The following is a 19,682-nucleotide window of genomic DNA, read 5'->3' as shown; positions in this document are numbered from 1 at the left end:
TACTCGGGTTAGCATGTGGCGATTGTACAAGCGCAGACGAATTCGCGTTGCCAGTCATGGACTTTCGGTCAGCATTTCCGTATGCTTGTTTCACCAACCAGAGGAGCGCGCCCTGATTTTGAACGATCACGCACCCATCTCTCCCGCTCCGGCAGCAGTCGCCCGCTGGCTGCGCACGGCCATGCTTGTACTGGCGGCCTGGCTGGCCGTGTGCGGCGCAGCCGGCGCCAGCCCGCAGCGCTGGAAGGCGCTTTCCACACCGTTGTTCGAGCATCTCGGACTGGATCAGGGCTTGCCGCACGCGGTGGGCATGACCATGGCGCAGGACGGCGATGGCTATATCTGGATCGGCACCCAGAGCGGCCTGGCACGCTGGGACGGCTATCGCACGCGTAGCTTCCATCACGACCCCGCACAACCAACCAGCCTGCCGGGCGACTTTATTCAGGTGCTGCACACCGACGTCAGCGGCCGCCTATGGGTGGGCATGGCCGCCGCCGGCCTGGCCATGTACGACAAGCACACCGAAAGCTTCATCCGCCCGCTTGATGAATTGAGTCGCGGCGCGGTCAGCGCCATTACAAGCGACAGCAAAGGCAATCTGTGGATCGGCACCGCCGATGGCCTGAAATACTACGACACCGTCAACTGCACCATCCGCCGCTACAGCCACGAAGACATGCCCGGCCTACCGGACAACCAGATCCGCGCCCTGCTGACGGACCGCGCCGGCACACTGTGGATCGGCAGCGCCAGTGGCCTGTCACGCATGAAGCCCGGCGGCGCCATCTCCACCATCACCATCAGCGGCGAGAAACCCGGCGCCTGGAGCGACGCCGTGCTGGCGCTGGGCGAGAACCAGCGCGGCCAGATCGCCTTCGGTACGCTGAAGAGCGGCATCGGCGTCATCGATCCGGGCGCCGGCACCGGCCGCATCGTCGCGCTGCCCGGCATCAAGGACGCCCAGGCCAATATGGTGCTGGCGGTGGTGGAGACGGTGCCCGGCACCTGGTGGGCCAGCACCTACGGCGGCGGCGTGATCGAATACCGCACCGACGTCGGCCGCGGCACGCGCATCCTGCACCAGCCGGCGGTGTCCTTCAGCCTCAGTAACGACCGCGCCGCCGCCCTGCTGCGCGACCGCAGCGGCATGATCTGGGTCACCACCGAGCGCGGGGTCGACATTCACGATCCGCACAGCGACGCGATCGACGCGGTATTCGGCGCCGAAGGCGCGCAGGAAGCCAGCATCTCGGCGCTGATGAGCGACAGCCACGGCGACGTCTGGATCGGCCTGGCCGACCAGGGCATCGACATCGTGCCGGCCAGCGGCGTGCGACGTGCCGCGCTACGCCCCGATCCGCACAAGCCGGAAACCGCGCTACCCAACCGCATGGTGCTGGCGATGGCCGAGGCGGAGCCCGGCGAAGCCTGGATCGGCACTCAGCTCGGCCTTTACCGGACCAGTAAAAACGGCACCGCCGTACGTCGTGTGCCGCTGCCGCAGGCCAATCCCTATCCACGCACCGGCACCATCCTCGTGCGCAAGGGCGAACTGTGGCTGGGCACTTTTGAAGGACTGCTGCGCTACAATCCCACCACCGGCGCGCTGCAGCATTACGTGCAGGGTGCCCAGGAAGGTGGCGGCCTGACCGACAACCGCATTCACGCGGTGCTGGGCGACGCCGACGGCGCGTTGTGGGTGGCGACCCGCAATGGCCTCAACCGCCTCGACCCCGATAGCGGCAAGGTGGAACAGATCAAGGCCAATGCCGCCAAGCCGGATGCGCTGTCGGAAGCGGTCATCAGCTCCCTGGTGATCGACCGGCGCGGACGGCTGTGGGTCGGCACCTACGGCGGCGGCATCTGCATCATGACCGGGCGCGATGCGCTGGGCGAACCGGTGTTCGAGCGGCTCGGCACCAACACCGGGCTGACCACCGGCACCATCATGGGCCTTCAATCCGATCCTTCCGGCCGCATGTGGGCCGCCACCTCGGACAGCATCGCCGTGATCGATTCCGGCACCTTGAAGGCGCGCGCGCTGAGCCGCGCCGATGGCCTGCCGTTTCGCACCTTCTTTATCGGCGCCAGCACCGTCACGGCGGAACGCGATTTGCTGTTCGGCGCCACCTCGGGCCTGGCGGTGGTCTATCCGGGCCGCCTGAACGACTGGTCGTATCGTCCGCCGCTGGTAATCAGCGCCGTGCGGCTGGACCAGCGCTCGGTGCCGCCGTCCGAAATGGCGACCAAGGATGGCCCGACGCTGGTGCTGCAACCGGATAACCAGAGCTTTGAAGTGGAGCTGGCGGCGCTGGACTATTCAGCGCCGCAGCGCAACCGCTACTCCTATCTACTGGAAGGGTTCGACCAGCGTTGGCAGGAGGTTGACGCCAGCCGGCGTATCGCCTCCTACAACCACCTGCCGCCGGGCTCCTATGTCCTGCGCATGCGCGGCAGTAACCGCGAAGGCCTGTGGAATGCCGACGAGCTGACGCTGCGCGTGATCGTGCTGCCGGCCTGGCACCAGACCTGGTGGGCGCGGCTGGGCTACTTGCTGGTCTTCTGCGCGCTGGCGTGGACGCTGGTGCGCTGGCGCGTGCGGCACCTGCAACGCAAGCAGGAAGCTTTGCAGGCGCTGGTCTACTCGCGCACACAGCACCTGGAGAAGCTGAATGCCATCGTCAAATCCATCAACGAACAGATGGACTTCGACGCCCTGCTGCACACAATCCTGCATGAATCGACCATCATCAAAGGCATCGACTCGGCGCTGGCCCTGGTGCGCGAACAAGGCACCGACACCCTCAGCCTGCGCGCGGCCTGGGGCCGCATCGACGCCGCCGCCGACGCCTACCGCATCGACCTGCGTCAGGCGGAACTGCGCTACGCGCCGGCCGACTGCATGATCGCGCCGGATATCTTCGAGGTCCACCATTCCAACTCGCTGCCGGGCGATGTGTGCGCGCTGCTGTCGGTGCGGGTGGTGATCGACGGCCAGGTCGAGGGCTATCTGATTTTTGAAAACTACCAGTACCAGGCCACGTTTGAAGGAAGCGACCTGGATCTGTTGAAGGCGCTGAAAGAGCCCTTCACCTCAGCCTACCTGAAAGCGCGCGCCATGCGCATGATCGAGAAAGCCCGTGCCAACGCCGAAGCGGCCACCCGCGCCAAGAGCGAATTCCTGGCCAATATCAGTCACGAAATCCGCACGCCGATGAACGCCATCCTCGGTTTTGCGGGACTCGGCACCCACCTCGACCTGCCGGCGCAGCCGCTCGACTACTTCCGCAAGATCAGCCGCGCCGGCCAAAGCCTGCTACAGATCATCAACGACGTGCTGGACTTTTCCAAGATCGAATCCGGCAAGCTGGAACTGGAAGCCCTGCCCTTCGACCTGCCCGATACGCTGAACCAGATTGCCGACCTGTTTGCATGGCGCGCCGCCGAGCGTGGACTGGAACTGGTGATCGGCGCCGCGCCGGACGTCCCCTCCAACCTGCTGGGCGACCCGCTGCGGCTGGGACAAATCCTGGTCAACCTGGTCGGCAATGCGCTCAAGTTCACGGCGCGCGGCCACATCGAACTGCGGGTGGAGGTGGACGCGAGCAGCCCGACCGTGATGGCCGGCGCGCCGCTGGTGCTGCGCTTTACGGTGGAGGATTCGGGCCTGGGCATCAGCGACGAGCAGCAGGCGCGCCTGTTCCAGGCGTTTGCGCAGGCCGACGCCAGCACCACGCGGCTGTACGGCGGCACCGGCCTGGGTCTGGCCATTTCGCAGCAACTGGTGCGCAAGATGGGCGGCGAATTCCGCGTCGATAGCGAACCTGGGGTCGGCAGCAGCTTCAGTTTCACCGTGCATTTGCAGGCGGCGACCGACCTGTCGCCGCGCGTGCAGCCAGTGCCGCCGGCCGCGCAGGGGAAGCGGGTGCTGGTGGTGGACGACAGCGAATCGAGCCGCCATATGCTGAAGATCCAGCTGGCCATGCTGGGATTGAAAGCGCGCGCGGTCGGTTCGGGCACGGCGGCGGTGGCGGCCATGCAGCTCGATCCCTACGACGTGCTGCTGATCGACGCCGACATGCCGGACCTGGACGGCATCGACACGCTGCACCGCATCGCCGAAGATGCCGAACTGGCGGCAGTGCCGGCGGTGCTGATGGTAACGGCCTACTCGCGCGAGCATGACAAGGATGTCATCGAGCAGACCCGCAACATGCCCTTCCTCGACAAGCCGGCCAATCCGCAGCAACTGCGCAACGCCGTGCTGTCGGCGCTGGGACTGGAGGCCAGCCAGCAGATGGCGGCCAGCAGCGCGCCGCCGTCGTTGGCGATCCAGCGCATCCGCAACGCGCGCGTGCTGGTGGTGGATGACAACTCGATCAACCAGCAGGTGGCCAGCGAGATCCTGCAACGCGCCGGCGTCAAGGTCGACCTGGCCGCCAGTGGCGAAGAATCGGCGCGCATGATCGACGCCGAAAGTTACGATGCGGTGCTGATGGACATCCAGATGCCGGACATGGACGGCTACCAGTCGACGGCGCTGATCCGCAAGAACGAGCGGCATGCGGCGCTGCCGATCATCGCCATGACCGCCCATGCGGTGGCCGGCTACCGCGAACGCTGCCTGGAGCGCGGCATGAATGACTACGTCACCAAGCCGATCGACCCGGATACCTTGTATGCGGTGCTGGCAACCTGGGTGCAGCCGGATTTGAGTCGCGCCGCAGGGGCGGAAGTGCCGGCAGTGGGGCAGTGTCGGCCAGCGCCGGGATGCCGGTGATGCCGCGTGCGGGCATCGATATGCAGGCGGCCATGGAGCGCCTGGGCGGCCATGGCGCGCTGCTGGTGCAGCTACTGGGGCTGTTCGCCCACGATTTTGAATCGACTGTGCAGCAGATTCATGATGCCATCCATGCAGGCGAACTCGCGCGCGCCGCGGATCTGGTACACAAGATCCGCGGCGCGGCCGGCAACCTGTCGGCCAACGAGCTGTTTGCCACCTCCGGAGCACTGGAGGATCGCCTGCGGGCGGAACCGCAGGCGCTGGCCGATTTGCTGCGTGACTTCGTCAGCGAGTTCGACGTCGTCATGGCCAGCGCGCGCAGCGCAGTGGCCACACCCGAGACCGAGGTCCCGGAGGTGCTTTAAGCGCGCGCCTTGGACACGGCGATCTGGTCCAGGATGTGTTTCGGCACTTCAGCGTAGTGCTTGAACTCCATCGTGTAAGTCGCGCGGCCCTGGGTCAGCGAACGCAGCGTGGTCGAGTAGCCGAACATCTCGGCCAGCGGCACCGACGCGCGGATGATCTTGCCGCCGCCGCCCGGAATCTCATCCATACCCTGCACCATGCCGCGCCGCGACGTCAGATCGCCCATGGCGTTGCCCATGAACTCTTCCGGCGTCTCGACCTCGACCTGCATCAGCGGCTCCAGCAGCACCGGACCGGCGCGCCGCATGCCTTCCTTGAACGCCATCGAACCGGCCATGCGGAACGCATTCTCGTTCGAGTCGACATCGTGGTACGAACCGAAGGTCAGCGTGGCCCGCACATCGACCACTGGATAACCGGCCAGCACGCCGGCACGCAGCGTCTCCTGGATACCCTTGTCGACCGCCGGAATGAACTCGCGCGGCACCACGCCGCCCTTGATGGCGTCGACAAACTCGTAGCCCTTGCCGCCCGCCGGCAACGGCTCCAGCGTCAGCACCACGTGACCGTACTGGCCACGGCCGCCCGATTGCTTGACGAACTTGCCTTCGACATCGGTGGCGACCTTGGTGATGGTCTCGCGGTAAGCCACCTGCGGCTTGCCGACGGTCGCTTCGACGCCGAATTCGCGTCGCATGCGGTCAACCAGAATCTCCAGGTGCAGCTCGCCCATGCCGGACATGATGGTCTGGCCCGATTCCTCGTCGGTATGCACGCGGAACGACGGGTCTTCCTGCGCCAGGCGATTCAGGGCGATGCCCATTTTCTCCTGGTCGACCTTGGTCTTCGGTTCCACCGCCTGCGAAATGACCGGCTCGGGGAAGATCATTTTTTCCAGCACGATCACATGATCCGGTGAACTCAGCGTATCGCCGGTGGTGACGCCTTTCAGGCCGACCGCCGCGGCGATGTCGCCCGCGTACACTTCCTTGATTTCCTTGCGCTCGTTGGCGTGCATCTGCAAAATGCGGCCCAGGCGTTCTTTCTGCGACTTGGTCGGGTTATAGACCGTGTCGCCGGAATTCACCACGCCGGAATACACGCGGAAGAAGGTCAACTGGCCGACAAACGGGTCGGTCATGATCTTGAACGCCAGCGCAGCAAACGGATCGTCGTCGGTCGGATGACGCTCGATGGGATGGTCCGCTTCATCCGTACCGGCGATCGCCGGCACATCCACCGGCGACGGCAGATATTCGATCACCGCATCCAGCATCGCCTGCACGCCCCGGTTCTTGAAGGCGCTGCCGGCCAGCATCGGCACGATTTCATTGCGGATGGTGCGCAGGCGCAGGCCGGTCTTGATTTCCTCTTCGGTCAGCACGCCGCCGTCCAGGTATTTCTCCAGCAGTTCGGGCGTGCCTTCGGCTGCGGCTTCGACCATCTTGTCGCGCCACTCCTGTGCCACCGCCTGCAACTCGGCCGGGATGTCTTCATAGGTGAACTTGACGCCCAGCGTCTCGTCATCCCAGTTAATTGCGCGCATCTTGACCAGGTCGATCACGCCGTGGAAGTTGTCCTCGGCGCCCAGCGGCACCTGAATCGGCACCGCCACGCCCTTGAGGCGATTGGCGACCTGCTCGCGCACGCGGAAGAAATCGGCGCCGACGCGGTCCATCTTGTTGACGAAGGCGATCCGCGGCACTTTGTACTTGTTTGCCTGGCGCCACACGGTCTCCGACTGCGGCTGCACGCCGCCGACGGCGTCGTACACCATCACGGCGCCGTCCAGCACACGCATGGAGCGCTCGACTTCAATCGTGAAGTCGACGTGACCCGGGGTATCGATGATGTTGATGCGGTGCTCGGGGAAATTGCCGGCCATGCCTTTCCAAAAGGCGGTGGTGGCGGCCGAGGTAATGGTGATCCCGCGTTCCTGTTCCTGCTCCATCCAGTCCATCGTGGCGGCACCGTTATGTACCTCACCGATTTTATGGTTGACTCCGGTATAAAACAGGATGCGCTCCGTCGTCGTCGTTTTGCCAGCGTCGATGTGCGCGCTGATGCCGATGTTGCGGTAACGCTCGATGGGGGTCTTGCGGGTCATTACGATCTCCTTGGATATACAGCTTCGGAAGTCCCAAGTGCGGCGATAGTTGCCGAATTCAAGGGCCCGTTACCGTGCGACATGTTGAATAGCAATTAATGTAATCTCTAACATTATTGAAATAGCTTAACTCTCACCTGGACCCACTGCATGCGCGCATCAACCAAAACGACTCTTTTACTTACTTTAGGCATGGCCCCGGCTCTGGCTTTAGCCCAGGCCCAGGTCTCCGACGTCGAGCTGCGTCTCGAACGCTGCTCGGTGCTGGGCGACGCCAGCGCGCGCCTCGCCTGTTACGACGGCCTGGCCAAAAACGCGCCGGTGGTGCAAAAAGCCGGCGAAAACGCCATCGTCGCGCCGGCCGCCGATGCCAACAATGGCACCGTCGCTTCGGCCGATGCCCCGGCCCGCACGCAGCCGGCCGCGCCGCCGCCGGAGCCGAACGTATCGCCCAAGGTGGCCGCACTGACCACCATTGCGCCCGAGGATACCGTGTCGCGCATGGTGCAGGAATGGGAACTGGACCGCTCGTCCAAACGCGGTGTGTTCAATTTCCGCCCTCATCGTCCCAGCTATTTGTTACTCGCCAATTACAGCACCAGCTCCAACGATACGCCTTTTGACGAGTTTACGCCGGGCGGCATCAAATCCAAGCACGTGGAGCTGACTTACCAGATCAGTTTCAAGATGAAGATGATCGAGCAGCTGCTGAGTACGCCGGTGGATTTGTGGTTTGGCTACACCCAGAACAGCTTCTGGCAAGCGTACAACCGCGCTGCCTCCAGCCCGTTCCGCGAAACCAACTATCAGCCTGAGCTGATGCTGACCACGCCGCTGGCATTGGACCTGGGTATTCTGGACGTACGCTATCTGACGCTGGCGCTGAACCACCAGTCGAACGGCCAGACCTCGACGCTGTCGCGCAGCTGGAACCGGATTTATGCGGAAGTGGGAGCGGAAAAAGGCAAGTTCGGCGTCTCGTTCCGCCTGTGGAAGCGCCTCGACAACGCCCGTTCGGACAACGACAACATCGACATCACCGATTACATGGGCCATGGCGACGTGCGCGCCACCTACCGCTTCGACGGCCACGAGCTGTCGCTGCTGGCGCGGCGCAATATCTCGACCGGTCACGGCGCGTTGCAAGCCGGCTGGGCCTTCCCTGTGGTGGCCAACCTGAACGGTTACGTGCAGGTGTTCAGCGGCTACGGCCAGAGCCTGATCGATTACAACTATTCGCAGAAGTCGGTCGGCGCCGGCTTCCTGGTCAAGTTTTAACGAGGATTACCACCCAGGATGCGCGCTGGCAGCATGACGACGGCGCGCAGCAGTTCAAACACGCCTTCGACGCCGATGCCGATCAGCCGGAACGGCAACGTTATCAGCCACAGAATCGGATATAACACCAGCGCCAGCAACGCCAGCGGCCAGCAAAAGAACAGCAACGCCAGCCACAGTAGAAAACTCAGCATGAGAAGCTCCCGATACGGTTAATTTATTGTCTATAATGTCACTCTAATAGAGCAGTGCCGCACACGCAATCCTGGTGCGACCAGCTGCATAAAACGCCGATCAATCGTCGGTTTCAGGGGACAAACGGAGTAGCTCATGCATACATCGTGGTATCTGGCCGCGCTGCTTATCAGCGCCAGCCTGTTGGACGCGCACGCCCAGCAGCCGGCATCGGCCGCCCCCAGCGTCACGGTCGCCGGCCAGCGTCATGCGTCGGATTGGTTCCGGGTGGAAAGCCAGCATGTCATCGTGTATTCCGACACCAGCAATGACGAAGTCGCCTTGCTGCTCAACCAGCTGGAAAAGCTGCACCAGATGCTGCGGGTCTACACCAAGCCCTTCCTGAAAGCCACCGGCAACGAGCCCAAGCTGACGTTCTATTACCACGACAGCGCCAACGATCTCGACGGCCTGGCCAACGACCAGCCAGCCGACGCCATCGGCCTGTACAGCAGCTGCACTGCGGGCGTGCAAGGCTTCGGCGTTCAACTGAGCAAGCTGGAGCGGCCGGAGCAGTTACACCTGCCCAAGGTCGACCAGAGCGAGAGCCTGTCCTATCTGTTCGAGGCGTACACCCGCCACTTCATCTACCGCTATACCGATGTGCGCGCGCCGACCTCGTTCATCGAGGGCCTGGCGCAGTATTTCGCCAGCGCGCGCTTCTCGGACACGCAGATGCTGGTAGGCCGCGCGCCGCTCAACGTCAACCGCTACCTGTCCTTCCTCGACGACGGCAATACCTACTACCTCGACTACAAGGACATTCTGGAGCAGAACGACACGCGCGCCATCGGCAATATGTCAAAAGCCGGCATCAAGCTGGAATTCGCCGCCCGCTCGTGGCTGCTGACGCATTACATGCTGTCTTCCGACGACAACCGCAACAAGCTGGTCAACTATCTGGCGGCCGTGTACCGCGACACGCCGATCCCGCAGGCGTTCGAGCAAGCGTATGGCATCAAGACCGGTGATCTCGGCAAAGAGATGTGGCGCTACCGGAATACCTCGATCAAGGTGCTGCAGGTGGATGTGCCGGACCTGCCGGCCGCCGTCATGGATTTCAGAACTCTGCCGCAATCATCGGGAGAATTCGTGCTGGCCGAGTCGGCGCTCAAGTCCTGCCCTACCCGCCCGGCCGGCGAAGCGCTGCTGCGCCAGACCGCGCGCGGGGCAGCCAATTACCCATCCAACGATTATGCCCAGCTGGTGCTGAGCCGCGCGCAGATCGACTGGGGTAATCCGAAGGACGCGCTGCCTTACTTGGGCGCGGCGGCCAAAAAGCCGGGCGCCAGCGCCGAAGTGTTATACCTGCTGGGCCAGGCCCAACTGCGTTTGTCGCAACTCGATGCCGCCCGCAACAGTCTGGGGCAGTCGCTGAATCTGGACCCGAAATCGGCCGAAGCCGCCTACGCGCTGTACCAGGCCGGCATACAATCGGGCCAGCCGCCGGACGACGACACACTGGCCGCCGCCATCGTCGCCTTCAACAACGGCCATGAAGTCACCACGCTGGCCCGCTCGGCCGCACTGGCCTATGCCTATGCGGGCGACAAGGCGCATGCCCGCAACGCCCTCAAGCTGATGGCGCATAACATCCGCGAGCCGGAACTGTCGGCATGGGCAAAAATCTGGCTGGGCAAACTGGCCGCCGGCGTCGGCAAGGACGAGCTGCTGGCCGAGATGCGCGTGCAGCCAGCGGCCGGCACGGCGTTCAGAGAATGGACCATCGCCACGGCGACGGTGATGCAGGATATCGAGCGTAACGCCGGGCTGAAGAAGGCGCGCAGCTACCTCGACCAGCAAAGCGTCAATCCGACCAATCCGGACAGAGCCTTGCAGTCGACGTTTGGCGGCAGCCGCTAATTAGGCGAAGGCGGCAACGCGCTGCGGTTGCAGCGCGGCCTCGTACAGCACTTCGGCTTGCAGTGACGCTTGCAGCGACGGAATGGCGCCGCCCGCGCGGTACTGGAAGCTGACTTGCAGCACGTCGCCTTCGCGCGCCTTGATCGGCGTCGCCAGCGGCAGCGTCATGTAGCCCATCAGCCAGTCGATGGTGCTGGAACGCTCCTGCACCACTTGCAGGATGTTCTTGGTAACAAAGCGCATGGCGTTGATTTCGCCGTTGCGCTCAACCACAAACTTGCCTTGCCACGAATAGACCAGTTCGTTCGGCTGGTTGAAGTCGATGATGCTGTAGACGGCCGGCGGCGCCATTTCCACCGTGCCTGGATAAATCACCGTGGTTTCCTGGAATTGCACAATCGGCGCGTAGAAGCCTTCGAAGTCGTACTCCTGCTGTAACGGCTGCACCGCCATGATCACGGCTTCCGGCAGGAAGATCGGCAGCGGACCGCCGAAACGCTCCAGATAACGGCGCTTGAACGATTCGATCACCTCGACCTGCTTTTCGCGCAGCATGCCGACGTGCAGCATCTCGCAGATGACCACATCGACCGGCTCCGGCGGCAGGTATTCAAAGGCGTCGGCGTGGATCACCTCGACCTTGTCGCCGTTCGGATTGAGCGCCAGAAACTTGCGCGCTTCCCTCACCATGTCCGGATTGAACTCGACGCAATACACCTTGGACGCCTGCGACGCCGCAAACCACGACAACACGCCAGTGCCGCCACCCAGCTCCAGCACCTTGGCGCCAGGCTTGACCGCATACGCGATCGCCGACTTGAAGGGATGCATGCGGTTCTGGTCCATCAGCATATTGTGATGGTAGTGGAGTGGAATGAACTGCCCCAGATAGCAGCTTTCGATTTCGCGTTCGTTGAGCATGGTGGTCCTTGGTAGATGCGCTGAGGACATTATCGTTAAGATTGTTGATGTCCTATGCTGGGAACTGGGAGGCAAATACCCGCCAATTCAATTAGTGCTCTGCGGTTAACCATTAAACATTATTGCGCTTATACTAGCGGCGATTCGCTTCGGAGATACCATGTCCATCCAGTTTCGCAATAATGTCCACTGTCACGGCGACGGCCCGGTTACGCTCATGTTCGTCCATGGCTATGGCTGCGACCAGCAGATGTGGCGTTTCATCTACCCGTCGTTTCTCGGCCGCTACCGGGTGGTGCTGATGGACCTGACCGGCAGCGGCGGTTCGGACCTGAGCGCCTACGACCGCGACAAGTACAGCACGCTGTACGGCCATGCGGAAGACATTCTCGACGTGATCGACCTGTACGCCAAGGCGCCGGTGGTGTTTATCGGCCATTCCGTCAGCGCCATGATCGGCATGCTGGCGTCCATCATGTCGCCGGAAAAATTTACCGCGCAGATTATGGTGAGCCCGTCGCCCTGCTACATCAACGACGGCGATTACGTGGGCGGCTTCAATGCGGAAGACATCGATGGTCTGCTGCAGCTGATGGAAATTGATTATGACAGCTGGATCAGGCGCATGGCGCCAGTGATCATGGGTGCGCCGCGCCAGCCTATCCTGCAGGAAGAGCTGCTGACGCGCTTTTCAAAGAACGATCCGGAGATCACGCGTCACTTCGCTCGCGTGACCTTTACCGCCGACCACCGCGCCGAGGTGGAAAAATCGACCGTGCCGGCGCTGATTCTGCAATGTAGCGACGACCTGATCGCCCCACGCGAGGTGGGCGACTACCTGCACCGGCACCTGGCCAACAGCCAGCTGGCGGTGATCAACAATGTCGGCCATTGTCCGCATATGAGTTCGCCGACGCCAAGTTCCGACCTCATCGAGGATTACCTGCTGCATATCGGCGCTTGAGTTAGCTACCTCGCGCACGTTACAACAGGTAACAGCTTGGCGGGCGGCCGCCTGCTAACCTAGCCTCAACGATTAGCGAGGAAGGAAGCCATCATGGCCGCTCAAGCAAAACATCTGATGTCGTCGACGCTGCTGTTAAGCCTGTTGACGCTGGCCGGCTGCAACAAGCCGGTGGACCCGCAACAACCCAAGGTCGCGCTCGCCCCAACAGCGCAACCTGCGCAACCGTACACACCGCCTACTGCGGAGCAGCTGTCGCAGATGGTCGCGCCGATCGCCCTGTTCCCTGACAAGCTGGTGGGGCAAGTACTGGCCGGCGCCACCTATCCGGCGCAGATCAGCAAGGCCGACCAGTGGCTGGCGCAGAATCCATCGCTCAAGGGCGATGCGCTGCAATCGGCCGAAGCCAATCAACCGTGGGATGTCAGCGTCAAGTCGCTGACCGCCTTCCCCAGCGTGCTGGACCAGATGGCCGCCAATCCCCAGTGGACCACCTCGCTCGGCCAGGCCTATGCCAACGATCCGAACGATGTGATGAACGCCATCCAGGTGATGCGGCAACGCGCGCAACAGGCGGGCAATCTGAAGACCACGCCGAAGCTGCGGGTATCGACCACGCTTCGGGCGACGCCGCCGCCAGACTACATCGATGAGCCACCGCCGGACCAGGTGGTGTATGCCGGGCCGGCAGTGATTCCGCCACCTCCGCAAACCATCATCATCGAGCCGGCCGAGCCGGACGTGGTCTACGTGCCGCAATATAACCCGACCGTGGTGTATGGCGAGCCGGTGGCGGTGTATCCGGGTTGGCGCTATCGCGAACCTGCATATGTCGGCAGCGATCTGGTAACGACCGGCGCGATCACGTTTGGCATCGGTGTGCTGGTGGGCGCTGCGTTCAGCCATCACCATGACTATGGTTGGAATTCGTGGGGCGTGAACTGGGGCGGGCCCGCACATGGGGGTGGCGGCTGGCACCGGCCGGCGGTGGTGTACAACAACAACACGTACATAAGCAAATCGGTCACGGTCAATAACTACGGCCCGCGCGGCGGTGCACTGGCCGCGCATGCGCAGCCGCCAATGCGTCCCGCAGGCCCGCCGCCAATGCCGATGCAGCCGCGAGGAGCCGGGCCGATGGCGATGCAGCCCCATCCGTCCGGACCGATGACCATGCCACACTTTACGCATCACGATGCAGTGCCCGGCGCCCGTCCGCCGATGATGGCGGCGCAACACGGCGCGGGACCGCAGGGCGCGGGACAGCCGGATTTCCGACAACCGCCGCAAATGGCGCAGCAGATGCAGCCGCACGGGGCGTCGACGATGCACATGCCGCAGGCAATGCAGCAACGTCAGCCAGCGCAGCAGCACGGGTCGGCGAATATGGCTAACCAGCTGAGTGCGCAACAGCATAACCCAGCGGTACAGCAGCACCAACAGGCTCAGCAACAGCAACAACGACAGCAAGAGCACAACATGGCGCAGCGTCAGGCCGCTCAGCAGCAGCAGCAGCGACAGCACGAGCAGCACGAGCAGCAGCGCCAGCAGATGGCATCACGCCAGCCGCCGGCCATGCACGCGGACGCGGGCGCCGCACACGCGGCAATGCCGCATCAGGACGCCAATCCCCCGAGCGCGCGCAGGCTCATGTGATGCACCAGGAAGCGCCAGCCATGCAGGCCCGCCCCGCCGGTCCTCCGCAGCCGAGCCACGAGCAACGGCAAGCGCCACGGCACGAGCAGGCCGCCCATCAAGAGCAGCATGACAAGCACGAGCACCACGGCTAGCGCGGCTTCTTGTTCGCCAGGAAGGCGTTGATAGTCTTGGCGATCCAAGGCTTGTCAGCCTTCTCGGCAAAACCGGCGGCGGTCAAGTGGAAGCCGCCGTCTTTCAGCGTCGCGTCGGCGCCTTGATTTAGCAAGAGTTCGACGACCTCTTCCTGCCCCTCGCGGGCGGCGATCATCAACGGCGTCATGCCGGACGGCGTTTCGGCATCAATATAGGCGTACTTATCGAGCAGGATGGTGGTGATTTCCACGCTGCCGGATGCTGCTGCGTAATGCAGCGCCGTCCAGCCCTTCTGGTTGACCTGGGCACCGCGCTTGAGTAATTCCAGCAGCGCCGTCTTGTTCTTGCGAAAAGCGGCCATCATGAGCGCCGTGTTGCCATTGGGCGCCTTGGCTTCCAGGTCGATGCCTTTCTGGGCCATCAGCACTCGCGCCACATTCAGCGCCTCATAGCGCATTGCCACAATCAGGCCAGTCTCGCCGTTGGAATCGCGCGCATTCGGATTGACGCCACGCGCCAGCATCTTCTTCACGCGCTCGGCGCCATCCAGCTGCGCCGCACGGAAGAATTCGACCTCATCGTCGCTCTGCTCGGCAGCAAACGCCGGACGGGCCGCAAACGCAGCCAAAGCCAGCAAAGCAATCCGGCGCCGCATCATGCCGGCACGTTAAACAGTGTGCGGAAATTGGCCGTCGTCTGCTCAGCCACCTGTTCCACCGACACGCCCTTCAACTTGGCGATGTATTCGCCCACATGCGCCACAAAACCCGGCTCATTCATGCGGCCACGGAACGGCACCGGCGCCAGATACGGCGAATCGGTCTCGATCAGAATGCGCTCCAGCGGCAATTCCAGCGCCACCGCCTGCAAATCCTTGGCGCTCTTGAACGTCACGATGCCCGAGAAGGAAATATAGAAGCCCATCTCAATGGCCGCGCGCGCCACTTCCAGCGACTCGGTAAAGCAATGCATTACACCGGCCACGCCGCCCGCCTCGGTGCCGGCGCCCTCTTCGCGCATGATGCGGATGGTGTCCTCGCTAGCGCTGCGGGTGTGAATGATCAGCGGCTTGCGGGCAATCCGCGACGCCTTGATATGGGTGCGGAAGCGCTCGCGCTGCCATTCCAGGTCGCCTTCCAGACGGAAGTAATCGAGGCCGGTCTCGCCAATGGCGATGATTTTTGGATCGTCCGCCAGTTGCACCAGCTGTTCCACCGACGGTTCCGGCGTGTCTTCATAGTCCGGATGCACGCCGACCGAGGCGTAGATATGCGGATATTGATGGGCCAGCGCCAGCACCTGCGGAAAGTCCGGCAGGTCAACCGACACGCACAGCGCGTGGGTGACCTGGTTCTCCGCCATCTTGGCGAGAATCTCAGGCATGCGAGCGGCCAGCTCAGGGAAATTGATGTGGCAATGAGAGTCGATATACATGCTGCGATTGTACCTGATCACGCCGGCCAGTCCTTTTGTGGAATCGATACCACTGCGCCGCAAGAAAACGCTTTCATTTTTAATATTGGCAAGTTAGTATCGCTCAGCGGTATGTAATTACATTACACAAAATAAAAAATACGGAGACTTTATGAACACTAGCGAAATCTTTCTGCTGGCGATGCTGCTCATCTTCGCCGTGCCTTATCTGTTCTGGCGGCTGCTGAAAACCGATTATTTTGCGCCGTTGGTGGTAGTCCAGATCATCATGGGCGTCATCCTCGGCCCTGGCGTCATGGGCAACCTATTCCCCGATTACCATAAGTTCGTCTTCAATCCGGACGTCGTCAAAACCCTCAACGGCGTCTCGATGTGGGGGGTGATCCTGTTCGTGATGCTGGCCGGCGTCGAACTGGACTTGAAGAAAACCTGGCAATATCGCCGCGAAAGCATGACCACCGCCGGTCTGTCGCTGGGCATGCCGCTGTTGTTCGGCTGCGGCGCCGCCCTGCTGCTGCTGAATTACCAGGGTTGGATCGGCGCCAAAGCCGCTCCTTGGCAATTCCTGATCGGCACCGGCATGGCCTGCGCCGTGACCGCGCTGCCGGTGCTGGTGATGCTGCTGGAAAAACTGGAGATCCTGCGCCAGCCGATGGGCCAGCGCCTGCTGCGCTACGCCAGCCTGGACGACGTCGCCATCTGGGGCGTGCTGGCGCTGCTGATGCTGGATTGGGAACGCGTCGGCCGCCAGGCCGGCTTCCTGGCCGCCTTCGCCATCCTGACCTTCGCCTATCGCCGCCTGATGGTGCGCCTGAACAAGAACGACCGTTGGGCCGTGGCCCTGATCTGGCTCATCGCCTGCTCCTTTGGCGCCGACTGGGCCGGCTTGCACTTCATGGTCGGCGCCTTCCTGGCCGGCGTGGTGATGGACGCCGACTGGTTCGGCCAGGAAGCACTCGACGCCATGTTCAAGAACGTGCTGCTGATCCTGATGCCGGTATTTTTCCTCAGCACTGGGCTGCGCACCAAGTGGGACATGGGCGGCTATTCCGTGTTCTTCGTCGCCGGCCTGCTGTTGCTGGCCTCAGTGGGGGGCAAGCTGGCGGCGGCGCACATGGCCGGCAAGATCCTCAAATGGAAGGATGGCGAAGCCTCGATCATCGGCTGGCTGCTGCAATCCAAGGGCTTGATCGAAATCGTGTTCGCCAATATCCTGTTGGACAAGCAGATCATCACCAGCGAGACGTTCACCGCGCTCCTGTTGATGGCGGTCGGCAGCACCATGCTGACCATCCCTCTGGTCCACCCCAAGCTGCACCGTGCACAGAATCGCGGGCTGGTTGGCCAGGCAAGTTAGGAGACAGAGACCATGGCACGCATAGGATTGAGCAAATCGGAAGTCAAGGCCAGCCGCGACCAGTTGCTGGCCGAGGGACGCTATCCGTCCGTCGATGCGGTGCGGGCCGCGCTGGGTACCGGCTCGAAGTCGACCATTCACCGCCATCTGAAGGAACTGAGCGACGAAGACGGCCAGCCCGGCATCAAGCGGGACGACACGGCGCGCAGCCTGCAAGTGATGGTGGAACAACTGGCCGGCCAGTTGCACGATGATGCCGAACGCCGCTACCGCGCGCTGTACGCCGCGCATCAGCTGGCCATGCAGGAAAAGGAGCAGGAGCTGGCCGCGTTACGAGAAACAGTCGAGCGGCTGCAATTACGCGTGGACGAGCTGGAAATCGACGCCTACGCCAGCCAGCCGCACGATCATGGCTTCGGCAACTTCAGCCACCTGTACGCCAGTTCGCGTGGCGGCTTGAACGACAGCACGGCCTTCAGCATGGTGCTGTCCGGCGGCCGCTCGTCGGTGTTTGACGTCGACAGCCGGCCGATCCACTACAAGGTGTGAGTGGCGCGTGACGAGCGCAGCGCGGCGCCGAGGATTTCTTCAATCCTCAGCCTGGCGCGCTGGCCGCTCTCGTCATCCGGGAAATGCACGCCGATGCCCTGCGCCTTGTTGTTGTGCGCGCCGGGCGGCGTGATCCAGGCGACCTTGCCGGCGATCGGGTATTTGTTGGGGTCGTCCATCAGCGCCAGGATCAGATAAATCTCGTCGCCGAGCTTGTACGGTTTCTGGGTCGGCACGAACATGCCGCCGTTTTTCAGGAACGGCATATAGGCCGCGTACAACGCGGCCTTTTCCTTGATTGCCAGCGATAGCACCGTCGGCCGTGGCGTCATGGGCACGGTGTTCGGGTCGAGTGGGCTGGCAGCGGACATTCCTTACCTTTCAGGCGCAGCAGCTGGCGTAATCCAGCAGCATCTCTTCCAAAAACAGCTTGGGCGACAGCGGGTGATCGGCCGTCGCGCGGCGTTCGTTCGCGCTCTTGATTGCTGCCAGCAGACGGCTGACGTGAATCTTGTCGGCCAGGCTGGCCAGCTCTTTCTGGTAGCGCGGATAATACCGGATGTTACCTGCCAGTTTGTACGAAAACACATCGTAAAGCCAGCGCTGCAACCAGGACGCGGGGCCGCTCAGTGGCACTTTCTGCAACTTGTCGGCGACTTTCAACGCGCCTTCCACACTTGGATGTGCCAGCAGTTGCAGCAGCGTTTCCAGCTCCTCGCGGCTGCCGGCTTCCGCCTGCGCCATCGCCGCCAGCGGCGCGCCGCCCTGCTCGCGCAGCCAGCTGTCGGCATCCGGCACGCCCTGCTCCTTGAGCCAGGCCAGCGCTTCGGCGTGGTTCGGCATCGGCAAAGCAAACTTGCGGCAGCGCGACAAAATGGTCGGCAGCAACCGGTCCAGGCTATTGGACGCCAGCAGGAACACGGTGCCCGGCGGCGGCTCTTCCAGCGTCTTCAGCAAGGCATTGGAGGCTGGCGTATTCAGCGCTTCGGCCGGATACAGCACCACCACCCGCAAACCCTGGCGGTGAGTGGAAATATTCATGAAATCCGCCAGTGCGCGGATCTGCTCGATCTTGATTTCCTTGGACGGCGTCTTCGACTTGGCGGCCTTCTTGCTCTCGCCCTCACCCTCCTCGTCGGCGGCCGGTTCATCCTCCATCGACTCGGGCCGCACGCGACGGTAATCCGGATGATTGTGCTGCGAGAACCAGCCGCACGACGCGCAAGTGCCGCAGGCATGGCCGTCCGGCTGCACGTTCTCACACAGCAGGCCTTGCGCGAATTGCTCGATGAAATCGGCCTTGCCTATCCCGGCGGCGCCGTGGAACAGGATGGCGTGCGGCATGCGCGGGCGCAGCGTTTGCAGCTGCTGCCACGACGATTCCTGCCACGGGTAGATGGAATGACTCATTATTCAGTATTCTATTTCAAAAGAACGCGTCCAGGATCGCGGCAATTTGCTGCTGTATCTCGGCGATGCTCCGGGTCGAGTCGATCACGCGGAAGCGCTGCGGGAACTCGGCCGCGCGGCGCAGGTACTCGGTGCGGGTGGCAGCGAAGAAGTCGCTCTTTTCCTGCTCGAACTTGTCCAGTTCGCGGGTGGCATCCAGGCGCGCGCGCGCCACGTCCAGCGGCACGTCGAACAACAGCGTCAGGTCCGGCTGCCGCTCGGGATGCACCCACTGCTCCAGCGCGTCCAGCTTGGCCAGGCTCATGCCGCGGCCGCCGCCCTGGTAGGCGAAGCTGGAATCGGTAAACCGGTCGGAGATGACCCAGGCGCCGCGCGCCAGCGCCGGTTCGATGACTTGCGCCAGGTGTTCGCGGCGGCTGGCGAACACCAGTAAGGCTTCGGTTTCCAGATGCATTTTTTCGTGCAGCACGATCTCGCGCAGTTTTTCGCCCAGCGGCGTGCCGCCCGGTTCGCGGGAGCTGACCAGCTCGACGCCGCGCTGCTTGATGTAATCGCTGACGAAGGCAATGTGCGTGGACTTGCCGGCGCCGTCGATGCCTTCGAAGGTGATGAATTTACCCAT

16 protein-coding genes are annotated in these 19,682 nt (G+C 63.0%); 8 read left to right on the top strand and 8 right to left on the bottom strand.

Annotated elements, in window-relative coordinates; translation table 11 throughout:
• The first annotated feature begins 118 nt into the window (after positions 1-118).
• Together HH213_RS25535 and HH213_RS30335 are read left to right on the top strand one after the other, a co-directional pair.
• Entirely contained in the window at positions 119-4,783 is a 4,665-nt protein-coding gene (locus HH213_RS25535; RefSeq protein ID WP_229263156.1) for a hybrid sensor histidine kinase/response regulator, read from the top strand.
• Positions 4,756-5,151: an Hpt domain-containing protein gene (locus tag HH213_RS30335; protein ID WP_229263155.1), complete on the top strand. Its 396-nt coding sequence runs from the start codon at positions 4,756-4,758 to the stop codon at positions 5,149-5,151. Before HH213_RS25535 ends, HH213_RS30335 begins: the two co-directional genes overlap by 28 nt.
• On the opposite strand, the gene fusA is transcribed toward HH213_RS30335, so the two are convergent.
• A complete protein-coding gene (gene fusA, locus HH213_RS25530; protein ID WP_169114116.1) occupies positions 5,148-7,259 on the bottom strand; it encodes an elongation factor G in 2,112 nt (703 codons plus the stop codon). The genes HH213_RS30335 and fusA overlap by 4 nt on opposite strands.
• Before the next feature lie 192 nt (positions 7,260-7,451).
• On the opposite strand from fusA, the gene HH213_RS25525 reads away from it, so the two are divergent.
• Complete coding sequence (locus HH213_RS25525) at positions 7,452-8,537, top strand: phospholipase A (RefSeq protein WP_110847870.1); 1,086 nt, start codon at positions 7,452-7,454, stop codon at positions 8,535-8,537.
• Here the strand turns inward: HH213_RS25525 and HH213_RS25520 are convergent.
• Positions 8,534-8,731 (bottom strand): hypothetical protein, encoded by a 198-nt coding sequence (locus HH213_RS25520; protein ID WP_169114115.1) that lies wholly within the window; start codon positions 8,729-8,731, stop codon positions 8,534-8,536. The genes HH213_RS25525 and HH213_RS25520 overlap by 4 nt on opposite strands.
• A gap of 136 nt (positions 8,732-8,867) precedes the next feature.
• Between HH213_RS25520 and HH213_RS25515 the strand changes: the two genes are divergently transcribed.
• On the top strand, positions 8,868-10,634 hold the full coding sequence (locus HH213_RS25515) for a tetratricopeptide repeat protein (RefSeq protein WP_169114114.1): 1,767 nt from the start codon (positions 8,868-8,870) through the stop codon (positions 10,632-10,634).
• Here HH213_RS25515 and HH213_RS25510 read toward each other — a convergent pair whose 3' ends face one another.
• Positions 10,635-11,555, bottom strand: coding sequence for a class I SAM-dependent methyltransferase (locus HH213_RS25510; RefSeq protein WP_169114113.1), 921 nt, complete (start codon positions 11,553-11,555; stop codon positions 10,635-10,637).
• 160 nt (positions 11,556-11,715) lie between these two features.
• Between HH213_RS25510 and HH213_RS25505 the strand changes: the two genes are divergently transcribed.
• Together HH213_RS25505 and HH213_RS25500 are read left to right on the top strand one after the other, a co-directional pair.
• Positions 11,716-12,519, top strand: coding sequence for an alpha/beta fold hydrolase (locus HH213_RS25505; protein WP_169114112.1), 804 nt, complete (start codon positions 11,716-11,718; stop codon positions 12,517-12,519).
• Positions 12,520-12,612: 93 nt separating this feature from the next.
• Complete coding sequence (locus tag HH213_RS25500) at positions 12,613-14,175, top strand: DUF3300 domain-containing protein (protein WP_169114111.1); 1,563 nt, start codon at positions 12,613-12,615, stop codon at positions 14,173-14,175.
• A 130-nt stretch (positions 14,176-14,305) separates the two neighbouring features.
• Here the strand turns inward: HH213_RS25500 and HH213_RS25495 are convergent, their stop codons facing one another.
• Both HH213_RS25495 and HH213_RS25490 read right to left on the bottom strand, forming a co-directional pair.
• A complete protein-coding gene (locus HH213_RS25495) occupies positions 14,306-14,947 on the bottom strand; it encodes an ankyrin repeat domain-containing protein (RefSeq protein WP_229263154.1) in 642 nt (213 codons plus the stop codon).
• A 17-nt stretch (positions 14,948-14,964) separates the two neighbouring features.
• The gene (locus HH213_RS25490; protein WP_169114109.1) at positions 14,965-15,744 is read right to left on the bottom strand and encodes a TatD family hydrolase; all 780 of its coding nucleotides are present in this window, start codon (positions 15,742-15,744) and stop codon (positions 14,965-14,967) included.
• Positions 15,745-15,895: 151 nt separating this feature from the next.
• On the opposite strand from HH213_RS25490, the gene HH213_RS25485 reads away from it, so the two are divergent.
• Together HH213_RS25485 and HH213_RS25480 are read left to right on the top strand one after the other, a co-directional pair.
• A complete protein-coding gene (locus tag HH213_RS25485) occupies positions 15,896-17,101 on the top strand; it encodes a cation:proton antiporter (RefSeq protein ID WP_110847864.1) in 1,206 nt (401 codons plus the stop codon).
• 12 nt (positions 17,102-17,113) lie between these two features.
• Complete coding sequence (locus HH213_RS25480; protein WP_110847863.1) at positions 17,114-17,650, top strand: DNA-binding protein; 537 nt, start codon at positions 17,114-17,116, stop codon at positions 17,648-17,650.
• Here HH213_RS25480 and HH213_RS25475 read toward each other — a convergent pair.
• The 3 genes from HH213_RS25475 to tmk are packed head-to-tail and all read right to left on the bottom strand — an operon-like array spanning position 17,638 to position 19,682.
• Positions 17,638-18,021 (bottom strand): PilZ domain-containing protein, encoded by a 384-nt coding sequence (locus tag HH213_RS25475; RefSeq protein WP_174821652.1) that lies wholly within the window; start codon positions 18,019-18,021, stop codon positions 17,638-17,640. The two genes, HH213_RS25480 and HH213_RS25475, sit on opposite strands and share 13 nt — an antisense overlap.
• A gap of 10 nt (positions 18,022-18,031) precedes the next feature.
• On the bottom strand, positions 18,032-19,060 hold the full coding sequence (locus tag HH213_RS25470) for a DNA polymerase III subunit delta' (RefSeq protein ID WP_169114108.1): 1,029 nt from the start codon (positions 19,058-19,060) through the stop codon (positions 18,032-18,034).
• Between the two features lie 16 nt (positions 19,061-19,076).
• Positions 19,077-19,682: a dTMP kinase gene (tmk, locus tag HH213_RS25465; RefSeq protein WP_169114107.1), complete on the bottom strand. Its 606-nt coding sequence runs from the start codon at positions 19,680-19,682 to the stop codon at positions 19,077-19,079.

It is taken from the genome of Duganella dendranthematis (assembly GCF_012849375.1).
Taxonomy (GTDB): Bacteria; Pseudomonadota; Gammaproteobacteria; order Burkholderiales; family Burkholderiaceae_D; genus Rugamonas; species Rugamonas dendranthematis.
Note: the sequence above shows the minus strand (reverse complement) of the source record. Positions and strands in the feature narration are given on the sequence as shown.